The sequence below is a fragment of the Streptomyces sp. NPDC096136 genome (genome assembly GCF_044763325.1).
Classification (GTDB): Bacteria; Actinomycetota; Actinomycetes; order Streptomycetales; family Streptomycetaceae; genus Streptomyces.
On sequence record NZ_JBIWFZ010000011.1, the window covers coordinates 85,141 to 105,832 of the forward strand.

Sequence of the window (20,692 nt, forward strand, 5' to 3'; positions counted from 1 at the left end):
CGGGGCCCCACCACGACAGGACCGGGGCGGGAAACGAGCATGATGGGTCCGGCGCACTCACTGTCCGGGGCGGCGGCCTGGCTGGGGGTGGGTGCCGCGACCGCGGCCTCCGGCCACCCGATGCCCTGGCCCGTACTGGTCGTCGGCGCCCTGATCTGCGCCGGCGCGGCCCTCGCCCCCGACCTCGACCACAAGTCGGCGACGATCTCCCGCGCCTTCGGGCCGCTGTCCCGGGGCCTGTGCGAGGTGGTCGACAAGATCTCGTACGCCGTCTACAAGGCCACCCGGGCCCCGCGCGACGCCCGCCGCAGCGGCGGCCACCGCACCCTGACCCACACCTGGCTGTGGGCGGTCCTCATAGGCGCCGGCTCCTCCGCCGTCGCGGTGTGCTTCGACCGCTGGGGCGTCCTCGTGCTCCTCTTCGTCCACCTGGTGCTGGCCGTCGAGGGCCTGCTGTGGCGGGCCGCGCGGATGTCCAGCGACGTCCTGGTCTGGCTGCTCGGCGCGACCAGCGCCTGGATCCTGGCCGGGGTCCTCGACGAGCCGGGCAACGGCGCCGGCTGGCTGTTCGCCGGCCCGGGGCAGGAGTACCTCTGGCTCGGGCTGCCGATCCTGCTCGGCGCCCTCGTCCACGACATCGGCGACGCGCTGACCGTCTCCGGCTGCCCGATCCTCTGGCCCCTGCCGATCAAGGGCAAGCGCTGGTACCCGATCGGCCCGCCCAAGGCGATGCGCTTCCGCGCCGGCAGCTGGGTGGAGCTCAAGGTCCTCATGCCGGTGTTCATGCTCCTGGGCGGCGTCGGCGGGGCCTCGGCCCTGGGTTTCATCTGACCGCCTGACCGCCTGACCGCCTGACCGCCTGACCGCCTGACCGCCTGACCGCGACGCCCTCCCGAGGGCCAGCGGGGCCCGCCGAGCGCCCGCCGCGCCGGGCGGGAGGACCCGCCCGGCGGGCTGCCGCCGGTCACCCGTGCCAGGACCGCCACAAGGCCGCGTACGCCCCGTCGGCCGCCACCAGCTCGTCGTGCGAGCCGAGTTCGCTGATCCGGCCGCCCTCGACCACCGCGATCACGTCCGCGTCGTGCGCCGTGTGCAGCCGGTGGGCGATCGCGATGACCGTACGGCCGTCCAGCACCCGCGCCAGCGACCGCTCCAGGTGCCGGGCCGCCCGCGGATCCAGCAGCGAGGTCGCCTCGTCCAGCACCAGCGTGTGCGGGTCGGCCAGCACGAGCCGGGCCAGCGCGATCTGCTGCGCCTGCGCCGGGGTCAGCGCGCTGCCGCCCGAACCCACCTCCGTGTCCAGCCCCGAGTCCAGGGCCCGCGCCCAGCCGTCGGCGTCCACCGCGCCCAGCGCCGCCCACAGCTCGGCGTCCTCGGCGCCCGTCCGGGCCAGCCGCAGGTTGTCCCGCAGGGAGCCCACGAACACGTGGTGCTCCTGGTTCACCAGCGCCACGTGCTCGCGCACCCGCTCCGCGGGCATCCGCGAGAGCCTCGCCCCGCCCAGCGTGACCTCCCCGGTCCGCGGTGCGTAGATCCCCGCCAGCAGTCGGCCCAGGGTGGACTTGCCCGCGCCCGAGGGGCCGACCAGCGCCATCCGGGTGCCCGGCGGCACCGACATCGACACCCGGTGCAGGACGTCCACGCCCTCCCGGTAGCCGAACCGGACCTCGTCCGCCCGCACGTCCCGGCCCTCCGGGGCCACCGCGCGGTCACCCGCCGCCGGCTCGATCTCGTGGACCCCCACCAGCCGCGCCAGCGACACCTGCGCGATCTGGAGCTCGTCGTACCACCGCAGGACCAGACCGATCGGGTCGACCATCATCTGCGCCAGCAGCGCCCCCGTGGTCAGCTGGCCGACCGACATCCAACCGCGCAGCACGCAGTACCCGCCGATCAGCAGCACCGCGCCGAGGATCGTCACGTAGGTGGCGTTGACGACGGGGAAGAGCACCGTCCGCAGGAACAGCGTGTACCGCTCCCAGGCCGTCCACTCCCTGATCCGCCGCTCCGACAGCGCGATCCGGCGCCCGCCCAGGCGGTGGGCCTCGACCGTCCGCCCCGCGTCCACCGTCTCCGTCAGCGCCGCCGCGACCGCCGCGTACCCGGCGGCCTCCGAGCGGTACGCCGAGGGCGCCCGCCGGAAGTACCAGCGGCAGCCCACCACGAGGATCGGGAGCGCCACCAGCGCGGCCAGCGCCAGCTGCGGCGCGGTGACCGCGAGCGCGCCGTACAGCAGCCCCGCCCAGACCACGCCGATGGCCAGCTGCGGCACGGCCTCGCGCATCGCGTTCGCCAGCCGGTCGACGTCGGTGGTGATCCGCGACAGCAGGTCTCCGGTGCCGGCCCGCTCCAGGACCCCCGGCGGCAGGCCGACCGACCGCACCAGGAAGTCCTCGCGCAGGTCGGCCAGCATCTCCTCGCCGAGCACCGCCCCCCGCAGCCGGACCAGCCGGACGAAGCAGGTCTGGACGGCGAGCGCCAGCGCGAACAGCATTGCCACGCGCCCCAGATGGAGCTCGCGCGCCCCCGCCGAGAGCTCGTCCACCACCCGCCCCAGCAGGTACGGGCCGACCATGGAGGCCACCACCGCGACCGCGTTGACCGCCACCAGCGCCGCGAAGGCGCGCCGGTGCCGCCGCAGCAGGCCGCGCACATAGCCCCGTACGGTCGCCGACGTGCCGACGGGCAGCGTCGCGGCCGTCTCGGGGGCCGCCGGATCGTACTCCGGCCGTGCCACGCCCATCATGCTGACTCCTCGATCCCTGTGAGTTCCCCGGTGGCGTCCCCGGCGGGGCCGCCGACCCGCCCCTGTTCCCCGACCCGCCCCTGTTCCCCGTCCGGCTCCCGGGTGACGACCGCCCGGTAGCGGGGCTCGGCGCGCAGCAGCTCGCGGTGGGTGCCCGCCGCCACGGCCCGGCCCCCGTGGACGAGGACGACCCGGTCGGCCCGGTCCAGCAGCAGGGGCGAGGACGCCAGCACCACGGTGGTGCGGCCGGCGCGCAGGGCGGCGACCCCGTCGGCGATCCGCGCCTCGGTGTGCGCGTCCACCGCCGAGGTCGGCTCGTCCAGCACCAGCACCTCCGGGTCGGCGACCAGGGACCGGGCCAGTGCGAGCCGCTGGCGCTGCCCGCCGGACAGGGACCGGCCGCGCTCGGTGATCCGGGCGTCCATGGCGTCGTCCACCCCGTCGGGGGCCGCCTGGAGCAGGGCGTCCAGGACGTCCGCGCACTGGGCCGCCGCCAACGCCGCCGGGGGCGGGACGGCGCCCGAGGCCGGTACGTCGAACAGCTCGCGCAGCGTCCCGGACAGCAGCACCGGGTCCTTGTCCTGGACGAGGACCAGCCCGCGCGCCGTCTCCAGCGCGAGCCCGTCCAGCGCGACCCCGCCGAGCAGCGCCGACGGCGGGGCCCCGGCCCCGTCCCCGGGGTGTACGGCGTGCCCGCCCAGGCGCTCCGCGAGCCGGCCCGCCAGGTCCGGGTCCCCGCACACCACGGCCGTGAGACGCCCGGCCGGTGCCAGCAGACCCGTCGCCGGGTCGTACAGGTCCCCGCCCGGCGGCGGAGCCTGCGGCGGCGGAGCGGCGACGGGATCCGCCCCGTCGTCCGTACGCGTCAGCGACAGCACCCGGGCCGCCCGCTGGGCGGAGGGCCGCGAGAAGGAGTAGGACATCGCGATCTCCTCGAAGTGCCGGAGCGGATACAGCATCGTGGCCACCGCGCTGAAGGCGGCGACCAGTTCGCCCACCGCCAGCCGGCCGTCCCGGACGAGCACCGAGCCGTACCAGACCACCGCGATCATCAGGGCGCCCGGGAGCAGCACCTGGACCGCGGCGATCAGAGCCCACATCCGGGCGCTGCGCACCGCGGCCCTGCGGACCTCCTGCGAGGCCTCGCGGTAGCGGTCGAGGAAAAGCTCCTCGCCGCCGATGCCGCGCAGCACACGCAGGCCCGCCACGGTGTCGGAGGCCAGCTCGGTGGCCCTGCCCGCCTTCTCGCGCTGGACGTCGGCCCGCCGCGTGGCGCGCGGCAGCAGCGGCAGCACGGACAGCGCGAGGACCGGTACGCCCGCCGCCACGACCACGCCGATCGCGGGCGCGTAGAACAGCAGCCCGACGCAGATGGCGACGACCGCGAAGGCGGCGGCGAGGAAGCGGGAGACCGCCTCGACGAACCAGCCGATCTTCTCCACGTCCCCCGTGGACACGGCCACCACCTCACCCGCCGCGACCCGGCGGGTCAGGGCGGAGCCCAGCTCGGCGGTCTTGCGGGCGAGCAGCTGCTGCACACGGGCGGCGGCGGTGATCCAGTTGGTGACGGCGGTGCGGTGGAGCATGGCGTCGCCGACCGCGATGGCCGTGCCGACCAGCAGGAGGAGCCCGCCGACCAGCAGCAGCCGTCCTCCGTCGCGGTCGACGGCCGCCTCGACGCCCAGACCCACCGTGTACGGCAGCCCGGCGATGCCGCAGAAGTGCACCAGCCCCCAGGCCAGGCTGCGGGCCTGCCCGCCGAGTTGGCCCCGGCCCAGCCACCACAGGAAACGCGGGCCGGAGCGGGCGTCCGGCACCCCGGGATCCGGATACGGAAGGTCGCTGATCTGCATGACGCCCCATCACGGCTCGGTGAGTGCAAACCACGCAAGGTTCGCCTTCCGGTCGTGGGCCGGGCAATCGAATTTCCGGCGGGGGAGCGCCTCCCGGCGCATGCCCTGCACGCCCGGGGCGCGCCCGGCGCGGGGGCGTGAGCGGGGCGCGCGCGGCGGTTCAGGGCCGGGTGGCGCGCTCCAGTTCGAGCAGGACCGAGGCGTAGGCGTGCCCGGTGGCCCGTTCCATGCCCACCTCGCACATCCGGTTCGCCGACAGGTACGCGTCGAAGGGTCGCACGGCCACCTCCGCCGCCTCCCGCCGCGTGGCCGAGGCCGTCAGCTCCGGGTGCAGCATCCCCCGGTCGCCCGCGAAGGCGCAGCAGCCCGCGTCGTCCGGGACCACCACCTCGTCCGCGCAGGCACCGGCCACCGTGCGCAGCTGCTCCTCGTCGCCCAGGTGCCGCATCGAGCAGGTGGGGTGCAGGACCGCCGACCCGACGGTGCGCCGGACCTCCAGGTGCGGCAGGAGTTCCTCGGCCGCCCAGACGACCGAGTCCACGATCCGCAGTTCCGCGTGCAGGGCCCGGTTGTCCTCGCTCAGGTGGGGGACCACCTCGCGGGACAGGCCCAGGGCGCAGGAGGAGGCGTCGACCACCAGCGGGAGCCGGCCCCCGGCGGTCCAGCCCCAGGCGGCCGCCACGATCCGGTCGGCCATCAGCCGGTTGCCGGCCTCGTACCCCTTGGAGTGCCAGATCGTCGCGCAGCAGGTGCCGCGCACGTCCCCGGGGACCCACACCGGCCTGCCGGCCCGCTCCGCGAGGGCCACCACCGCCTCGGGCAGCGAGGGCCCGGAGCGGTCCCCGGGGCCGCCGAAGATCCGGTTCACGCAGGCCGGGTAGTACACGGCGACCGCGCCCACCCGCCGGGTCGGGGGCAGCCGGCGCGGCGCCGCCCCGGGCATCCGCGGCGGCCACTGCGGCACCAGGTCGGGGCGTACGACCTTGCGCAGGGCCCCGGTGACGGCGGCCGGCAGCCGGTGCCCGACCCGGTCGGCGGCGGCCACGGCCAGCCGCGCGGCGGCCTCCACGGTACGGAACCGCTCGGCGGCCAGGGCGGCGGCGCGCTCCTCGCGCGCACCGTGCCGCCGGTGGCGGAAGTCCCGCATCAGCGCGCCCGTGTCGATGCCGACGGGACAGGCGGGCCCGCAGAGGGAGTCGCCCGCGCAGGTGTCGACGGCGTCGTGGCCGTAGGCGTCGAGCAGCCCGTCGAGGACCGGGGAGCCGGGCGGCTGGCGCGTCATCTCGCGGCGCAGCGCGATCCGCTGGCGCGGAGTGGTCGTCAGGTCCCCGCTGGGGCAGGCCGGCTCGCAGAACCCGCACTCGATGCAGGGGTCGGCGACCGTCTCCACCCGCGGGATGGTCTTCAGGCCGCGCAGGTGGGCCCGCGGATCGCGGTCGAGGAGGATCCGCGGGGCGAGGACGCCCTCCGGGTCGATCAGCCGCTTGGTGCGCCACATGAGCCCGGTGGCCCGGGGCCCCCATTCCAGCTCCAGGAAGGGGGCCATGTTGCGGCCGGTGGAGTGCTCTGCCTTCAGGGAGCCGTCGAACCGCTCCACCGTGAGCCGGCAGAAGGCCTCCATGAAGGCCGCGTACCGGTCGACGTCCTCGGGCCGGGCGGCGTCGAAGGCCAGCAGGAAGTGCAGGTTGCCGTGGGCCGCGTGGCCGGCGACGGCCGCGTCGAAGCCGTGCTCCGCCTGGAGGGCCAGCAGCGCCCCGCAGGCCTCGGCGAGCCGCGACGGCGGTACGGCGAAGTCCTCGGTGATCAGCGTGGTGCCCGGGGGCCGGGCGCCGCCGACGGCGGTGACGAAGGCCTTGCGCGCCTTCCAGTGGCCGGCGATGACGGCGGGGTCGCGGGTGAAGGCGTTGGTGACCGAGGGCACCGGCGCGACCAGCTCCAGCGAGGGCAGGACGGCGGCCGCCCGGCGTTCGTACTCCGCGCGCCCGGCGGCGTCCGGGGCGCGGAACTCCACCAGCAGCGCGGCGGTGTCCCGGGGCAGCCCGGCCCAGTCGGAGGGCACCCCGGCGACGCTGACCGAGGCGCGCAGGGTGTTGCCGTCCATCAGTTCCACGGCGAGGGCGCCGGCCGCGTTGAACAGCGGGACGGCGGCGGCCGCGGCCGGCAGGGAGGGGAAGAAGAGCAGCGCGCCGGTGACTTCGCGGTCGAGGGGGAGGGTGTCGAGGACGACCTCGGCGATGAAGACCAGGGTGCCCTCGGAGCCGACCGCCAGGCCGCGCAGGATCTCGACGGGCGTGGTGCCGTCCAGGTAGGCGTCGAGCCGGTAGCCGGTGGTGTTCTTGATCTCGTACTTGGCCCGGATCCGGGCGACGAGCGCCGGGTCGGCCTCGATGTCCCGCTTGATCTCCATCAGCCCCCGGCACAGGGCGGGCTCGGCGCGGGCCAGCTCCTCGTCGGCGAGCGGGTCGGCGGTGTCCACCACGGTTCCGGTCGGCAGGACGAGGGTGAGGGAGGACAGCGTGCGGTAGGCGTTCCTCGTGGTGCCGGCCGTCATGCCGGAGGAGTTGTTGGCGACGACCCCGCCCAGGGTGCAGGCGACGGCGCTGGCCGGGTCGGGACCCAGGACCCGGCCGTGGCGGGCGAGGGCGGCGTTGGCCCGGAAGACGGTGGTGCCGGGGCGGATCCGGGCGCGGCGCCCCGCGTCGAGGACCTCGACGCCCCGCCAGTGGCGGCGCACGTCGACCAGGATGTCCTCGCCCTGCGCCTGGCCGTTGAGCGAGGTGCCGGCCGCGCGGAAGACCACCTCCCGCTGCCGGCCGCGGGCGTAGGAGAGGACCGCGGAGACGTCGTCGACGTCCTCGGCGACCACCACCACCTGCGGGACGAAGCGGTACGGGGAGGCGTCGGTGGCGTAGCGGACCAGGTCGGAGACCCGCCACAGCACCTTCTCCGCGCCGAGCAGGGCGGTCAGCTCCTCGCGCAGGGTCCGCGGGGTGCCGGCGGCCCTCCGGTCGGGGACCCGGTCGGGGGCGGGGGCGCCGGGGCGCGGGCGCAGGGCTCCCGGCTTCGGTTCGAGCAGCGGCATGTGCGGTCCCTTGTCCGTGCGGACGCCCGGCCCCGCCGCCCGCGGCGCCCTCCGGGGCCCGTTTTCAGCAGCGGCGCTCCGCCGGGACGTCCGCGAGCGCGTCGAGCAGGCCGCCGAGCACCTCGCGCTGTTCGGCGGTCAACGGAGCCAGGATCTCCTCTGCCGCGTCCGTCCGCGCGTTGCGCAGGCGGCGCAGCGTGGCGCGACCGGCTTCGGTGAGCTCGATGCGGATCACGCGCCGGTTCGCGGGGTCGGGTGCGCGGCGCACGCAGTCGGCCGCCTCCAGACCGTCGACGAGGGTGGTCACGGCGCGCGGCACCACCTCGAGACGCGTGGCCAGGTCGGCCATGCGGGGTGGCGTGCCGTCCGCGTAGTGCGCCACGATCCGCAGCAGCCTGCCCTGGGCCGGGGTGATCCCGAGCGGCTCCATGTGCCGCTTCTGGATCCGGTGGAGCCGGCGCGTGAGGCGCAGCAGCTGCTCGGCGAGGACGCCGTCGGTCGAATCGCGGGTGTCGGTCTCGGAACCGGTGCTCATACTGGGAACAGTAGCAGGACGGAATTCATTGTGAGCATAGGTAACAATGAGCTAGGCTCAGTGGAGTCCCCGCCCAAAGGAGGCCCATGCACAGCGACGAGCCGAAGTGGACCCCGTCGAACGAAGCCCTCGACCCCGGCCGCGCGGCCCCCGCCGACCGGCCGCGCGAACTGCGCCGCATCCTCGGCCTGTTCCGCCCCTACCGCGGGCGCCTGGCCGTCGTCGGCGCGCTGGTCGGCGCGTCCTCGCTGGTCGGCGTCGCCTCGCCGTTCCTGCTGAGGGAGATCCTGGACGTCGCGATCCCCCAAGGCCGTACCGGGCTGCTCAGCCTGCTGGCCCTCGGCATGATCCTGACGGCGGTCGTGACCAGCGTGTTCGGCGTGCTCCAGACGCTCATCTCCACCACGGTCGGCCAGCGCGTCATGCACGACCTGCGCACCGCCGTCTACGCCCAGCTCCAGCGGATGCCGCTGGCCTTCTTCACCCGCACCCGGACCGGCGAGGTGCAGTCCCGCATAGCCAACGACATCGGCGGCATGCAGGCGACGGTCACCTCGACCGCGACCTCGCTGGTGTCGAACCTGACCGCCGTCATCGCCTCCGTCGTCGCGATGCTCGCCCTCGACTGGCGGCTCACCCTCGTCTCCCTGCTCCTGCTGCCCCTCTTCGTGTGGATCAGCCGCCGGGTCGGACGCGAGCGCAAGAAGATCACCACGAAGCGGCAGAAGCAGATGGCCGCGATGGCCGCCACGGTCACCGAGTCGCTGTCGGTCAGCGGCATCCTGCTCGGCCGCACCATGGGCCGCTCCGAGTCCCTCACCGCCGCCTTCGCCCAGGAGTCGGAGAAGCTGGTGGACCTCGAAGTGCGCTCCAGCATGGCCGGGCGCTGGCGGATGTCCACCATCGGCATCGTGATGGCGGCGATGCCCGCGATGATCTACTGGGCCGCCGGCATCGCCCTGCAGACCGGTGCCCCGTCGCTCTCCGTCGGCACCCTCGTCGCCTTCGTCACGCTCCAGCAGGGGCTGTTCCGGCCCGCCGTGAGCCTGTTGTCGACCGGGGTGCAGATCCAGACCTCGCTCGCCCTGTTCGCCCGGATCTTCGAGTACCTCGACCTGCCGGTGGACATCACCGAGCGCGAGGAGCCGGTCCGGCTGGGCCGGGCCAGGGGCGAGATCCGCCTGGAGGACGTGCACTTCGCGTACGAGGCCAAGACCGGCCCCACCCTCACGGGCATCGACATCACCGTCCCGGCGGGCGGCTCCCTGGCCGTGGTCGGGCCGACCGGCTCCGGCAAGAGCACCCTCAGCTACCTGGTGCCCCGCCTCTACGACGTGACCGGCGGAAAGGTCGTCCTCGACGGGGTGGACGTGCGCGACCTGGACTTCGACTCGCTGGCCCGCTCCATAGGCGTGGTCTCCCAGGAGACCTACCTCTTCCACGCCTCGGTCGCCGACAACCTGCGCTTCGCCAAGCCCGACGCCACCGACGCGGAGATCACCGAGGCGGCCCGCGCGGCGCAGATCCACGAGCACATCGAGTCCCTGCCCGACGGGTACGACACCCTGGTCGGCGAGCGCGGCTACCGGTTCTCGGGGGGCGAGAAGCAGCGCCTGGCCATCGCGCGCACCATCCTGCGCGACCCCCCGGTGCTCATCCTGGACGAGGCCACCAGCGCCCTCGACACCCGTACCGAGCACGCCGTGCAGCGGGCCATCGACAACCTCTCGCGCGGCCGCACCACCATCACCATCGCGCACCGCCTCTCCACCATCCGGGACGCCGACCAGATCGTCGTCCTGGACGCCGGCCGCATCGCCGAACGCGGCACGCACGAGGAGCTGCTGGGGGCCGACGGCCGCTATGCCTCGCTGGTCCGCCGGGACCGCGACGCCGCACACGCGCCCCAGGGGGTCCGGGCGCCCGGGCGGGAGCAGGGGCGGGACGCGGACGCCGCACCCGCTCCGGTGAACGTGTGATCGTATGACCGCAGCGGGGTGTGATGCCGGGAACCATCCGGTATGAGCGCTAGCGTGCCGGTATGCCTCACGCGTACCAGCCGCCGCAGCGCCGCTCCCGGCTCACCCGCCGAGGCCGTCTGCTGCTCCTGTTCACCGCACTGCTCGGGATCGGGCTCGGGGCGGCGGTCCTCGTCCCCCAGCTGTCCCGTACGCAGGCGCCCGAGGAACCGCGTCGCCTGCTGATCCCCGAGGGGTGGCGCGCCCCGCAGGTCTACGCCGCCGTCGACAAGGAGCTCCGGCTCCCCGCGGGCGCCACCGCATCGGCCGTGGCCGCGGCCGGCCTGCCGCTGCCCGCCGAGGCGAAGGGCAACCCGGAGGGCTACCTGTTCCCGGCGACGTACCCGGTGACCTCCAAGTCCACCCCGGCCAGCCTGCTCACCGCCATGGTGCGGACGGCGAACCAGAAGCTCGCCACCAAGGCGGTCGCCGACGGCGGCCGGGCCCACGGCATGACCGCGTACCAGACGGCCACCCTCGCCAGCATCATCGAGGCGGAGGCCGACAACCCGGCGGACATGGGCAAGGTCGCCCGCGTGGTGCACAACCGGCTCGCCCGGTCGATGCCGCTCCAGATGGACTCCACCCTCAACTACGCGCTGAACCGCACCACCGTGGACACCAGGCTCGCGGACACCCGGATCGACCACCCCTTCAACACCTACGAGCGCCAGGGCCTGCCGCCCACCCCCATCGACAGCCCGGGCCTGCAGGCCATGGCGGCGGCGGTCGCGCCGACCCCCGGCGACTGGCTGTTCTTCGTCACGGTGAAGCCCGGCGACACCCGCTTCTCCGCCACCTACGAGGAACACCGCAAGCACGTGGCCGAGTTCAACCGGCTCCGCGCGGCGGCCTCCGCCGCGCCCGCCGCCACGGCCCCCGGCCGCCCGGCCCGCGCCCAGGCCGGCCCCCCGGCCCGGCCCGCCACCCCGGCCGCACCCCCGAAATGAGGGGCGGCCCCGCCGCCGCCCGCCTAGGATCGGCCGCCGGTCCGGAATGCGGGAAGAGCGGGGGCGGGCGGTGCGATGGCCATGGAGCGCGCGAAAGCGCCGTGAACCCCGCACGGGGGAACCCCGGCCGCAGGAGGCCGCGGCCGCGGCCGAGGCCGGGGACTGGCGGGACTGGCTGGCGCGCTCGCCCGCCGGCGCCGAACTGGTCGGCTGGTGGCACGGGGAGCGCGAGCTCACCGCCCGTTTCGGGGCGGACCACTACCGTGCGCGCCTCGCCGCCCTGCTGTCCCGGGCCGCGCCCCGCGACGTCGCCGCCATGGGCCTGGGCTGCTCCCGGCGCGTGGACCGGCCCTGCCGCACCCCCGGCGTCTGCGGCCGCGACCCGGAACCCGCCGGCGGGCTCCGCCTGCGCTCCGGGCCGGTCCCCGGAGCCTGCAGCCGGTTCATCGACTGCTGGACCCCGCACGAGGTCCGCGTCCACTTCACCTCCGACGACCGCCACCGCGCCGTGCTCCTGCTCCGCGGCGGCCCCGACGCGGCCCGGCTGTGGGTGGACGGCGCGCCCGTCGGCGAGGGGGAGCGGCTCGACAACGGCGGCCACTGGGAGGACGACCGCTTCTACGTGATCCGCATCGGCGGCCCCGCCGACCACCCGGCGCAGGGCCTCGGGGACTTCGGGGACTGGCTGTACCGGATCGTGTCGCTCCTCGTCTACGACGCCGACCGCGCCCTGGCGCACGTCCTGGTCCCCCGTCCCGGCGAGCACTGGACGGATCCGGTCGTCCGGATCCGCGACGGGACCGCCCGGGTGTACGCGACCGGGGACGCCGAGGCGTCCGGGACGGTCGACCGGAGCTTCCCCGTCGACGGCCCGGCGGGGTCACACCGGGGCTGACACCGCCGGCCCCCGGGCCAGCAGGCGGCGGATCTCCCGGACGGCGGCCCCGCCCGCCCGGTTGGCGCCGACGGTCGACGCCGAGGGCCCGTAGCCGACCAGGTGGACCCGCTCGTCGCGCACCGCCCTCGTCCCCTCGACCCGTATCCCGCCGCCCGGCTCGCGCAGCCGCAGCGGGGCCAGGTGGTCGACGGCGGGCCGGAAGCCGGTGGCCCACAGGATCACGTCGGCCTCCACGCGCCGCCCGTCCGCCCAGGCGGCCCCGGACGGGGTGATCCGGTCGAACACCGGCAGCCGGTCCAGCACTCCGGAGGCCAGCCCCGCCCGCACGGCCGCGTCGAGCGGCAGCCCGGTCACGCTGACCACGCTCCGCGGGGGCAGGCCACGGCGCACCCGCTCCTCCACCAGCGCCACCGCCGCCCGGCCCTCGGCCTCGCCGAAGCCGCCGTCGCGGAACACGGGCGGTGTGCGGGTGACCCAGGTGGTCGCCGCCGCCACCTCGGAGATCTCCAGCAGGTGCTGCACCGCCGAGGTGCCCCCGCCCACCACGATCACCCGGGCCCCGGCGAACTCCCCGGGGCCCGGGTAGCGGGCGGTGTGCAGCTGGCGTCCCCGGAACAGCTCCTGCCCCGGGTAGTGCGGCCAGAACGGCCGGTCCCAGGTCCCGGTGGCGTTGACGAGGGCCCGGGCCGCCCAGTTCCCGGCCGAGGACTCGACCAGCAGCCGTCCGCCCCCGCCCGCGCGCACCGCCGTCACGTCCACGGGTCGCCGCACGCGCAGCCCGAACCGCTCCTCGTACGCCGCGAAGTACTCCCCGACCACCTCGGACGACGGCCGCTGCGGATCGGCGCCGGTCAGTTCCATCCCGGGCAGGGAGTGCATTCCGTGCACCCTGCCGTAGGTGAGCGAGGGCCACCGGAACTGCCAGGCTCCGCCCGGCCGGGGGGAGTGGTCGAGCACCACGTGCCCGATGCCGGCCCGGGCCAGGTGGTGGGCGCTGGACAGCCCCGCCTGCCCGGCCCCCACGACCACCACGTCCACGTCCACCGCGTCCCGCACCATGTCGTTCACGGTTCTACCAACTCGCGGGTGGCGCGGGATCTTCCCGGGGGAGAGCGGGCCGGATCCGCCCCCGCCTCAGCCCGCGACCGGCGCCAGGGAGCGGAGTTCCTCCAGGCGCAGGCGGGTCTCCTCGTCCAGCGGGACGAAGGTCGTCAGACGGGGGCCTGCCGCCGGGCCCAGCCACAGGCTGGTGTGCTCCAGGCGGAGCAGGCCCACATGGGCGTTGCGGATGTACTTCCGGTTGCTGCCCAGCCCGACCACCTCGTGCCGCGCCCAGATCTCCCGGAACTCCGGCGAGGCCGCCTCCACCCGGGCCAGCAGGGCCTTCCAGGCCGGTTCGGCCAGGTGGCCGGCCATCGAGGCGCGGAACTTGGCCGCCAGCAGCCGGTTCACGTCCGGCATGTCGGCCAGCGAGGCCCGCCACTCGGGGTGGGTGAAGGCCAGCCACAGGCAGTTGCGGTCCTCGCGCGGCAGCCGGTCCAGGTCGCACAGGAGCCGCCCGTAGGTGGCGTTGTAGGCGAGGATGTCGTAGCGGCTGTTCTGCACGCACGCCGGGATCGGGTCCAGCTGGTCGAGCACGGCCCGCAGGGCCGGGGTCACGCTCGCGCACTGGGTGTTCGGCGCCGGGTCGGTGCTGTCCGCGAGCGCGAACAGGTGCGCGCGCTCGGTGGAGTCCAGCAGCAGGGCGCGCGCCAAGGCGTCCAGCACCTGCGGGGACACCTGGATCTCGCGGGCCTGCTCCAGCCAGGTGTACCAGGTGACGCCGACGGCGGAGAGCTGGGCGACCTCCTCGCGGCGCAGCCCGGGCGTGCGCCGGCGGCTGCCGCGGGCGAGGCCCACCTGCTCGGGGGTGATCCGCTCGCGGCGGCTGCGCAGGAAGTCGGCCAGCTCGTGCCGGCGCAGGTCGCTCGGTGGGGCCACAGTGGTCATGGGTCCAGCCTGCCGCATCACGCAGCCGGTTGCCAGGTACTACCAGTACCAGGATAAAGAGACTCTGGTACCAGGCTCAGCGGCGGAGGATCGTCTCTTCCGTGACCGAAACGACCGTACGAACGCCACCCGTCCCGTCCACCCCCACCCCTGCCGGGGTCCCGGCCGCCGGGTCCGGGGGGATCTCGCCGCTCGGGCTGTTCACCGTGCTGCTGGGCGCGGCCCTGCCGCTCATCGACTTCTTCATCGTCAACGTGGCGCTGCCCGCCATCGACACCGACCTCGCCGCCGGTCCGGCCATGCTGGAGCTGGTCGTCGGCGGGTACGGGGTCGCCTACTCGGTGCTGCTGGTGCTGGGCGGCCGCCTCGGTGACATGGCCGGGCGGCGCCGCCTGTTCCTCATCGGCATGGCCGCCTTCGGGGCCACCTCCCTCGCCTGCGGCCTGGCCCCCACCGCCTGGACCCTGGTCGGGGCGCGGGTGGCCCAGGGCGCCGCGGCGGCCCTGATGCTGCCGCAGGTGCTCGCCACCATCCAGGCCACCACCCGGGGGCCGCGCCGGGCCCGCGCGATGAGCCTGTACGGGGCCACCGCCGGACTGTCGATGGTCGCCGGGCAGATCCTCGGCGGGGTCCTGGTGGCCGCCGACGTGGCCGGCTCCGGCTGGCGCTCGGTGTTCCTGGTGAACGTGCCCGTGGTGCTGCTCGGGCTGGTGCTCGCCGTCCGGGCCGTCCCGGAGACCCGCTCCGAGCACCCGGCGTCGGTCGACGTCCCCGGCACGCTGCTGCTGGGCCTCACGCTCGTGTCCCTGCTGCTCCCGCTGACCGAGGGCCGGGCGGCCGGGTGGCCGCTGTGGACCTGGCTGTCCCTGGCCGTCTCCCCGCTCGCCGCCGTGGCCTTCTACCTGACCGAGCGCCGCGCCGACCGCCTCGGGCGCACCCCGCTGGTACCGCCGAGCCTGCTGCGGCTGGTGTCGCTGCGGCGCGGACTGGTGATGATGGTGCCGTTCTCGATCGGTTTCAGCGGCTTCATGTTCGTCGTCGCCGTCGCGCTCCAGCAGGGGCTGCGGATGGGCCCGGTGCCGGCGGGCCTCGCCCTGGTGCCGATGGCCCTGGCCTTCTTCGCCGCCTCGCTCGCCGGGCCCCGGCTGGTCGGCCGCTTCGGCAGCCGGGTCGTCACCGCGGGCGGGATCATCCAGGCGGCCGGCATCGGCCTGCTGCTGGTGACCGTCTGGCGCGGCTGGCCGGACCTGGGGCTCGCGGCCCTCGCCCCCGGCGTGGCCGTGGCGGGCCTGGGGCAGGGCCTCCAGCTGCCGGTGCTCATGCGGCTGATGCTCTCGGACGTGCCGGCGGACCGGGCCGGGGTGGGCAGCGGGGTCATGGTCACCACCCAGCAGTCCGCGCTCGCCCTGGGCGTGGCGACCGTCGGCAGCCTCTTCCTCGCGCTGGCCGCGGGGTCCGGCATGCGCGACGCCCTCGCCGTGACCCTCCTGGTGCAGCTCGGGCTGATCGCCCTGACGGTCCTGCTCAGCCTGCGCCTGCCGCGGGTCATGGGCTGAGCCCCCGGCGGCGGCCCCGCTCGCCCGGTCCCGAGCGGGTGCGCGCCGGCTCCGGGCGGGCGGCGTTGCGGCCCGTCCGGTCAGGGTGTGCGGGCCGCCCGCCCCACCGATTCGACCAGCGGCAGCAGCCGGTGCGCGACCCGTTCCCGCAGCGCCACCTCGGTGCGGGTGCGGACCACCCCCGGAAGCCGGATCAGCCGCTGGATCACGTCCTCCAGATGGGCGTTGTCCCGCGCGGCCACCCGCGTCAGCAGGTCCCCGCCGCCGGTGATCGAGAAGGCCTCGATGATCTCCGGTACGGCGGCCAGGGCGTCGCCCACGTCGTCCAGGTGCCCCTGGGTGACCTCGATGTGCACGAAGGCCAGCACCGGGTGCCCGAGCGCGGCGGGGGAGAGCACGGGGCCGCTGCCGGTGATCACCCCCGTGCGTTCCAGCCGGTCCAGCCGGGCCTGGAGGGTCCCGCGCGCCACGCCGAGGATCCGGGCGTACTCGCGGACACTGGTACGCGGCTGCTCGATCAGCAGGCGCAGGATCCGGGTGTCGAGCTCGTCCACCGCCATGACAGGAATGTACCAATGGTCCTGTGTACCCGGATCGCCCATGCTTCGGACGGGGGAGACCAGCGCCGTGAAGACCGCCGTGGTCCTGTTCACCAGCGACCTGCGCCTGCACGACCACCCGCCGCTCCGCGCCGCCCTGGCCTCCTGCGACCGGGTGGTGCCGCTCTTCGTCCGCGACGGGGCCGTCGAGCGCGCCGGCTTCGCCGTGCCGAACCGGACGGCCTTCCTCGCCGACTGCCTGGCCGACCTCGACGCCGGACTGCGCGAGCGCGGCGGCCGCCTCGTCCTGCGCTCGGGCGGCGTGGTCGAGGAGGTCTGCGCCCTCGCCCGGGAGGCCGACGCCGGCGAGGTGCACCTCGCCGCCGGGGTCAGCGGCTACGCCCAGGACCGCGAACGGCGCCTGCGCACCGCCCTGCGGGCGCAGGGCGCCGCCCTCCACGCGCACGACGCGGTCGTCACGGCGGTCGCCCCCGGCGCGGTGCTCCCCAGCGGCGCGGGCTCCGACCACTTCGCCGTCTTCACCCCCTACCTGCGCCGCTGGAGCGAGCTGGGGACGCGCCGGGCGGTCGCCGCCCCGCGCGTCGTCCGCGTCCCCGACGGCATCGGATCGCAGGACCTGCCCCGCCGCTCCGCCGTCACCGGGACCTCCCCGGGCCTGGCGCGCGGCGGGGAGGCGGAAGCCCGCCGGCTGCTGACCCGCTGGCTGCGCTCCGGCATCACCGCGTACGAGGACGCCCACGACGACCTCGCCGCCGACGCCACCTCCCGCCTCTCCCCGCACCTGCACTTCGGCACCCTCTCGCCCGTCGAGGCCGTGCAGCGCGCCCGCGCCGCCGGCGGCCCCGGCGCCGAGGCCTTCGTCCGGCAGCTGTGCTGGCGCGACTTCCACCACCAGGTGCTCGCCGCCCGCCCCTCGGCCGCGGCCGAGGACTACCGCGCCCGCCACGACCGCTGGCGCACCGGCCGCGACGCCGAGGAGGAGGTCCAGGCCTGGAAGGACGGCCGCACCGGCTACCCGGTCGTCGACGCGGCCATGCGCCAGCTGCGCCACGAGGGCTGGATGCACAACCGGGGCCGGCTGCTCGCCGCCAGTTTCCTCGCCAAGACCCTCTACGCCGACTGGCGCACCGGAGCCCGGCACTTCCTCGACCTCCTCGTCGACGGGGACCTCGCCAACAACCAGCTCAACTGGCAGTGGGTGGCCGGCACCGGCACCGACACCCGCCCCAACCGGGTCCTCAACCCCGTCCGCCAGGGCCTGAGGTACGACCCCGAGGGACGCTACGTCCACCGCTGGGTCCCCGAACTGGCCGCCCTGCCCGCGCCCCGCGTCCACGAACCCTGGCGGCTGCCCGCCGGGGAGCGGTCCCGGTACGACTACCCCGAGCCGGTGGTGGACCTCTCCGAGGCCCAGGCCCGCTTCCACGACGCACGGCAGGGCGCCGCCCCCTGAGCGCACGCCACCGGGTCAGCAGCACCCGAGGCCGCTCAGGGCCGGCTGCCTCACGTACGTCAGGGCCACCCCCAGCACCACGGCGGCCGCGGGCAGCAGGAGCCAGTTCACCGGGCACCCGGCCCGCACCAGCAGAGCCCCCGTCAGCCCGCCCGCGAACATGGAGGCCACCGCCCGCGCCCGCCGACCCCACGCCCCCGTCCCGTACCCGAAGGCGCTGTCGCGCCCGAGCGCCGACCCGCCGAGCAGGGCCGTCATGGACCGGGTGACCAGGGTGGTCGGCACCCCCGGCAGGTTGACCCGCATGCTGGTGACGTTGCGGAAGCCCATCGCCACCGCCAGGGCGGACGCCGTCATCAGGTGCCGGGCCTCCGGCGCCCCGTACCGCGGCGCCAGCTCCCAGCCGATGGCCGCCGCGACGGTGATCAGCGCCGCCTCGACGGACAGCCCGAGCACGAACCAGGACCGCCCCCGGGCCTGCGCCGCCCCCTCCAGCCGGGCCGCGCACACCGCCCCCGCCGAGAAGGACAGCAGGGACACCCCGGAGGCCAGCGCGGGCAGGTGCCCCGCATGGGCCAGCCCGAACGACAGGAACAGCACGTTGCCCGTCTGCATGGCGGTGAACACCGGCCCCAGGGCCAGTAGGCTGACCGCCTCGATCAGCCCGGTCACCCAGGTCAGCACCAGCAGCAGGAGGGTCAGCCGCCCGCACGCACGCACGTCCATGAAGCCCGACAGTGACACGCGCGCCCCGCTCCACCGGTCCGACATGCCGGGCACGCGCGCCCACCCCGTAGGGTCCGGAGCATGAGTGATCTTCTGCTGGTGAGGCACGGCGAGACGGCGTGGAGTGCCAACGGGCGGCACACCGGGCTCACCGACGTCCCGCTGACCGCCCGCGGGGCCGACGAGGCCCTCTCGCTGGCCCCCTACTTCCGCGACCGGCACCCCGCCTTGGTGCTGACCAGCCCGCTGAGCCGGGCCGTGGCCACGGCCGAACTCGCCGGGCTCACCGGCGGGATCCCCGACCCCGACCTCCACGAGTGGGACTACGGCGGCTACGAGGGCGTCACCACCGCCGACATCCGGCGGACCCGGCCCGACTGGTCGCTGTGGACCGACGGCGTCCCGCCGGGCGACGCCCGGCACCCGGGCGAGGACGCCGAGCAGGTCGGCGCCCGCGCGGACCGGGTACTGGCCCGGGCCGGCGAGGCGCTGCGCGCCGACGGGGGCGACGTCGTCCTCGTCGCCCACGGCCACTTCCTGCGCGTCCTGACCGCCCGCTACCTCGGCCTGCCGCCGACGTACGGCCGGCTCTTCCTACTGCGCACCGGCACCGTCAGCGCGCTCTCCACGGAGCACGGCCTCCCCGTGGTGGCGGGCTGGAACACCCGCCCCTGAAGCCCGTGCGCGGCCGCAGCCGGCACCGCGCAGCCCCCGGCCGCCGCCCCCGCCGGGGCGGCGGCCGCCGCCACCCGGACGACCCGTGCCGCCTCGCGCGCCACCGCCCCCCGCGTGACCATGCGTACATGGACCAGGGCGAACGCGGCCGACCGGAGGGCAGCCTCCCCGACGCCGCCTCCGGCGAGGACACCCTCGAGGCCAACGCGATCGGCTTCCTCGACGCGCTCGTCATCGGCCTGAACTCGACCTCGCCCGCCTACTCCCTGGCCGCCGTCATCGGCCCGATCGTCGCCCTCGTCGGGATCTACGCCCCGGGCGTGATGCTGGCCTCCTTCGTGCCGATGCTGCTCATCGCCGCCGCCTTCTACTACCTCAACAAGGTCGACCAGGACTGCGGCACGACCTTCTCGTGGGTGAGCCGCGCCATGGGCCCCTGGGCGGGCTGGCTCGGCGGCTGGGCCATCACCATGACCGGCGTCCTCGTCATCGGCTCCCTCGCCGACGTCGCCGTCCACTTCGGGCTGCTCGCCGCCGGCCTCGACGGCCTGGCCGCCGACACCGTGGTCCGCCAGACCCTCGCCGTCGTGGTGATCCTCGCGATGACCGCGATGTGCGTCATCGGCACCGAGGTGTCGGCCCACTTCCAAGACATCCTGATCCTCGCCCAGGTCGTGTTCCTCCTGGTCTTCGCCGTCGTCGCCCTCTACCGCGTCTACGCCGGCACCAGCACCCTCGACGCGATCCACCCGTCCGTCACCTGGCTCAACCCCTTCGGCGCCGGCGGCGCGGCGCTCACCGGCGGACTGCTGCTCGGCGTGTTCATCTACTGGGGCTGGGAGTCCGCCGTCAACCTCACCGAGGAGGTCGAGGACTCCGCCACCGCGCCCGGCAAGGCCGGCATCTGGTCCACCCTGATCCTGCTCGTCACCTACCTGGCCGTCGGCTTCGCCATCGTCGCCTACGCCGGGACCGCCTTCCTCGCCGAGAACGCCGGAGAGGAGGAGGCGATCTTCGCCGTCCTCGCGCACGAGGTGATGGGCGGCTGGGACTGGATGGTGCTCCTCGCCGTCTGCACCTCCGCCCTCGCCTCCACCCAGACGACGATCATCCCGGCTTCCCGCACCGCCCTGTCCATGGCCCGCCGCCACGCCCTGCCCCCGCACCTCGCCCACATCCACCACCGCTTCCACACCCCCGACGTCAGCACCTGGTGGGTGGCCGCCATCGCCATCGCCTGGTACCTCGCCGTCAACCAGATCAGCGAGAACGCCCTGCTCGACTCCCTCACCGCGCTCTCGCTGCTCATCGCCTTCTACTACGCGCTCACCGGCGTGGCCTGCGTCGTCTACTACCGCCGCCACCTGCTGGCGAACGTGCACAACTTCGTGCTCATCGGCCTCGGCCCGCTGGTCGGCGCCGGACTGCTGGCCTGGCTGCTCGTGGAGTCCATCGGGGACATGTCCGACCCGGGGAACTCGGCCAGCGGGGTCTCCTGGTTCGGCCTCGGCCCGCCGCTGGTCATCGGGATCGGCATCGCGGTCGTCGGCGTGCTCCTCATGTGCTTCTGGAGGGTCCGCGACGGCAGGTTCTGGCAGGAGCGCCGGGGCGTGGTCGACCCGGCCCTCGTCCGCGGCCGGAAGAACTGAGG

16 protein-coding genes are annotated in these 20,692 nt (G+C 75.3%); 8 read left to right on the top strand and 8 right to left on the bottom strand.

Annotation, left to right across the window (positions count from 1 at the left end):
- Positions 1-39: 39 nt before the first annotated feature.
- Entirely contained in the window at positions 40-831 is a 792-nt protein-coding gene (locus tag ACIRBY_RS22910) for a metal-dependent hydrolase (RefSeq protein WP_403903117.1), read from the top strand.
- A gap of 133 nt (positions 832-964) precedes the next feature.
- On the opposite strand, the gene ACIRBY_RS22915 is transcribed toward ACIRBY_RS22910, so the two are convergent.
- From ACIRBY_RS22915 to ACIRBY_RS22930, 4 genes are all read right to left on the bottom strand, one after another.
- Positions 965-2,746 (bottom strand): ABC transporter ATP-binding protein, encoded by a 1,782-nt coding sequence (locus ACIRBY_RS22915; protein ID WP_403903119.1) that lies wholly within the window; start codon positions 2,744-2,746, stop codon positions 965-967.
- Positions 2,743-4,599: an ABC transporter transmembrane domain-containing protein gene (locus tag ACIRBY_RS22920; protein ID WP_403903121.1), complete on the bottom strand. Its 1,857-nt coding sequence runs from the start codon at positions 4,597-4,599 to the stop codon at positions 2,743-2,745. Before ACIRBY_RS22920 ends, ACIRBY_RS22915 begins: the two co-directional genes overlap by 4 nt.
- Positions 4,600-4,759: 160 nt before the next feature.
- On the bottom strand, positions 4,760-7,681 hold the full coding sequence (locus tag ACIRBY_RS22925) for an FAD-binding and (Fe-S)-binding domain-containing protein (protein ID WP_403903123.1): 2,922 nt from the start codon (positions 7,679-7,681) through the stop codon (positions 4,760-4,762).
- Between the two features lie 64 nt (positions 7,682-7,745).
- Complete coding sequence (locus ACIRBY_RS22930; protein WP_403903125.1) at positions 7,746-8,216, bottom strand: MarR family winged helix-turn-helix transcriptional regulator; 471 nt, start codon at positions 8,214-8,216, stop codon at positions 7,746-7,748.
- Between the two features lie 86 nt (positions 8,217-8,302).
- Here ACIRBY_RS22930 and ACIRBY_RS22935 point away from each other — a divergent pair, with 86 nt between their 5' ends.
- From ACIRBY_RS22935 to ACIRBY_RS22945, 3 genes are all read left to right on the top strand, one after another.
- On the top strand, positions 8,303-10,195 hold the full coding sequence (locus ACIRBY_RS22935) for an ABC transporter ATP-binding protein (protein ID WP_403903127.1): 1,893 nt from the start codon (positions 8,303-8,305) through the stop codon (positions 10,193-10,195).
- 62 nt (positions 10,196-10,257) lie between these two features.
- Entirely contained in the window at positions 10,258-11,184 is a 927-nt protein-coding gene (mltG, locus tag ACIRBY_RS22940) for an endolytic transglycosylase MltG (RefSeq protein WP_403903130.1), read from the top strand.
- 70 nt (positions 11,185-11,254) lie between these two features.
- Positions 11,255-12,079, top strand: coding sequence for a hypothetical protein (locus tag ACIRBY_RS22945; RefSeq protein ID WP_403903133.1), 825 nt, complete (start codon positions 11,255-11,257; stop codon positions 12,077-12,079).
- Here ACIRBY_RS22945 and ACIRBY_RS22950 read toward each other — a convergent pair.
- Both ACIRBY_RS22950 and ACIRBY_RS22955 read right to left on the bottom strand, forming a co-directional pair.
- Positions 12,065-13,141, bottom strand: a complete 1,077-nt coding sequence (locus ACIRBY_RS22950) for an FAD-dependent oxidoreductase (protein WP_403903574.1) — start codon at positions 13,139-13,141, stop codon at positions 12,065-12,067. The two genes, ACIRBY_RS22945 and ACIRBY_RS22950, sit on opposite strands and share 15 nt — an antisense overlap.
- A 75-nt stretch (positions 13,142-13,216) precedes the next feature.
- Positions 13,217-14,071, bottom strand: a complete 855-nt coding sequence (locus ACIRBY_RS22955) for a helix-turn-helix transcriptional regulator (protein WP_403903136.1) — start codon at positions 14,069-14,071, stop codon at positions 13,217-13,219.
- Positions 14,072-14,172: 101 nt separating this feature from the next.
- Here ACIRBY_RS22955 and ACIRBY_RS22960 point away from each other — a divergent pair, with 101 nt between their 5' ends.
- A complete protein-coding gene (locus ACIRBY_RS22960) occupies positions 14,173-15,627 on the top strand; it encodes an MFS transporter (protein ID WP_403903138.1) in 1,455 nt (484 codons plus the stop codon).
- 80 nt (positions 15,628-15,707) lie between these two features.
- Here the strand turns inward: ACIRBY_RS22960 and ACIRBY_RS22965 are convergent, their stop codons facing one another.
- Complete coding sequence (locus ACIRBY_RS22965; RefSeq protein WP_403903140.1) at positions 15,708-16,187, bottom strand: Lrp/AsnC family transcriptional regulator; 480 nt, start codon at positions 16,185-16,187, stop codon at positions 15,708-15,710.
- Between the two features lie 67 nt (positions 16,188-16,254).
- Here ACIRBY_RS22965 and ACIRBY_RS22970 point away from each other — a divergent pair, with 67 nt between their 5' ends.
- Complete coding sequence (locus ACIRBY_RS22970; RefSeq protein WP_403903142.1) at positions 16,255-17,640, top strand: cryptochrome/photolyase family protein; 1,386 nt, start codon at positions 16,255-16,257, stop codon at positions 17,638-17,640.
- A 15-nt stretch (positions 17,641-17,655) separates the two neighbouring features.
- Here ACIRBY_RS22970 and ACIRBY_RS22975 read toward each other — a convergent pair whose 3' ends face one another.
- Positions 17,656-18,366 (bottom strand): YoaK family protein, encoded by a 711-nt coding sequence (locus ACIRBY_RS22975; protein WP_403903145.1) that lies wholly within the window; start codon positions 18,364-18,366, stop codon positions 17,656-17,658.
- A gap of 81 nt (positions 18,367-18,447) precedes the next feature.
- Between ACIRBY_RS22975 and ACIRBY_RS22980 the strand changes: the two genes are divergently transcribed.
- On the top strand, positions 18,448-19,041 hold the full coding sequence (locus ACIRBY_RS22980) for a histidine phosphatase family protein (RefSeq protein WP_403903147.1): 594 nt from the start codon (positions 18,448-18,450) through the stop codon (positions 19,039-19,041).
- A 128-nt stretch (positions 19,042-19,169) separates the two neighbouring features.
- Positions 19,170-20,690, top strand: a complete 1,521-nt coding sequence (locus tag ACIRBY_RS22985; protein WP_403903150.1) for an APC family permease — start codon at positions 19,170-19,172, stop codon at positions 20,688-20,690.
- Positions 20,691-20,692: the final 2 nt, after the last annotated feature.

What these genes read in the sequence shown, in the direction of transcription:
- ACIRBY_RS22955 (WP_403903136.1), bottom strand. Translation starts at nt 14,071, where the DNA reads ATGACCACTGTGGCCCCACCGAGCGACCTGCGCCGGCACGAGCTGGCC.
- ACIRBY_RS22930 (WP_403903125.1), bottom strand. Translation starts at nt 8,216, where the DNA reads ATGAGCACCGGTTCCGAGACCGACACCCGCGATTCGACCGACGGCGTC.
- mltG (WP_403903130.1), top strand. Translation starts at nt 10,258, where the DNA reads ATGCCTCACGCGTACCAGCCGCCGCAGCGCCGCTCCCGGCTCACCCGC.
- ACIRBY_RS22910 (WP_403903117.1), top strand. Translation starts at nt 40, where the DNA reads ATGATGGGTCCGGCGCACTCACTGTCCGGGGCGGCGGCCTGGCTGGGG.
- ACIRBY_RS22985 (WP_403903150.1), top strand. Translation starts at nt 19,170, where the DNA reads ATGGACCAGGGCGAACGCGGCCGACCGGAGGGCAGCCTCCCCGACGCC.
- ACIRBY_RS22920 (WP_403903121.1), bottom strand. Translation starts at nt 4,599, where the DNA reads ATGCAGATCAGCGACCTTCCGTATCCGGATCCCGGGGTGCCGGACGCC.
- ACIRBY_RS22925 (WP_403903123.1), bottom strand. Translation starts at nt 7,681, where the DNA reads ATGCCGCTGCTCGAACCGAAGCCGGGAGCCCTGCGCCCGCGCCCCGGC.
- ACIRBY_RS22915 (WP_403903119.1), bottom strand. Translation starts at nt 2,746, where the DNA reads ATGATGGGCGTGGCACGGCCGGAGTACGATCCGGCGGCCCCCGAGACG.
- ACIRBY_RS22950 (WP_403903574.1), bottom strand. Translation starts at nt 13,141, where the DNA reads ATGGTGCGGGACGCGGTGGACGTGGACGTGGTGGTCGTGGGGGCCGGG.
- ACIRBY_RS22980 (WP_403903147.1), top strand. Translation starts at nt 18,448, where the DNA reads ATGAGTGATCTTCTGCTGGTGAGGCACGGCGAGACGGCGTGGAGTGCC.
- ACIRBY_RS22935 (WP_403903127.1), top strand. Translation starts at nt 8,303, where the DNA reads ATGCACAGCGACGAGCCGAAGTGGACCCCGTCGAACGAAGCCCTCGAC.
- ACIRBY_RS22975 (WP_403903145.1), bottom strand. Translation starts at nt 18,366, where the DNA reads ATGGACGTGCGTGCGTGCGGGCGGCTGACCCTCCTGCTGCTGGTGCTG.
- ACIRBY_RS22965 (WP_403903140.1), bottom strand. Translation starts at nt 16,187, where the DNA reads ATGGCGGTGGACGAGCTCGACACCCGGATCCTGCGCCTGCTGATCGAG.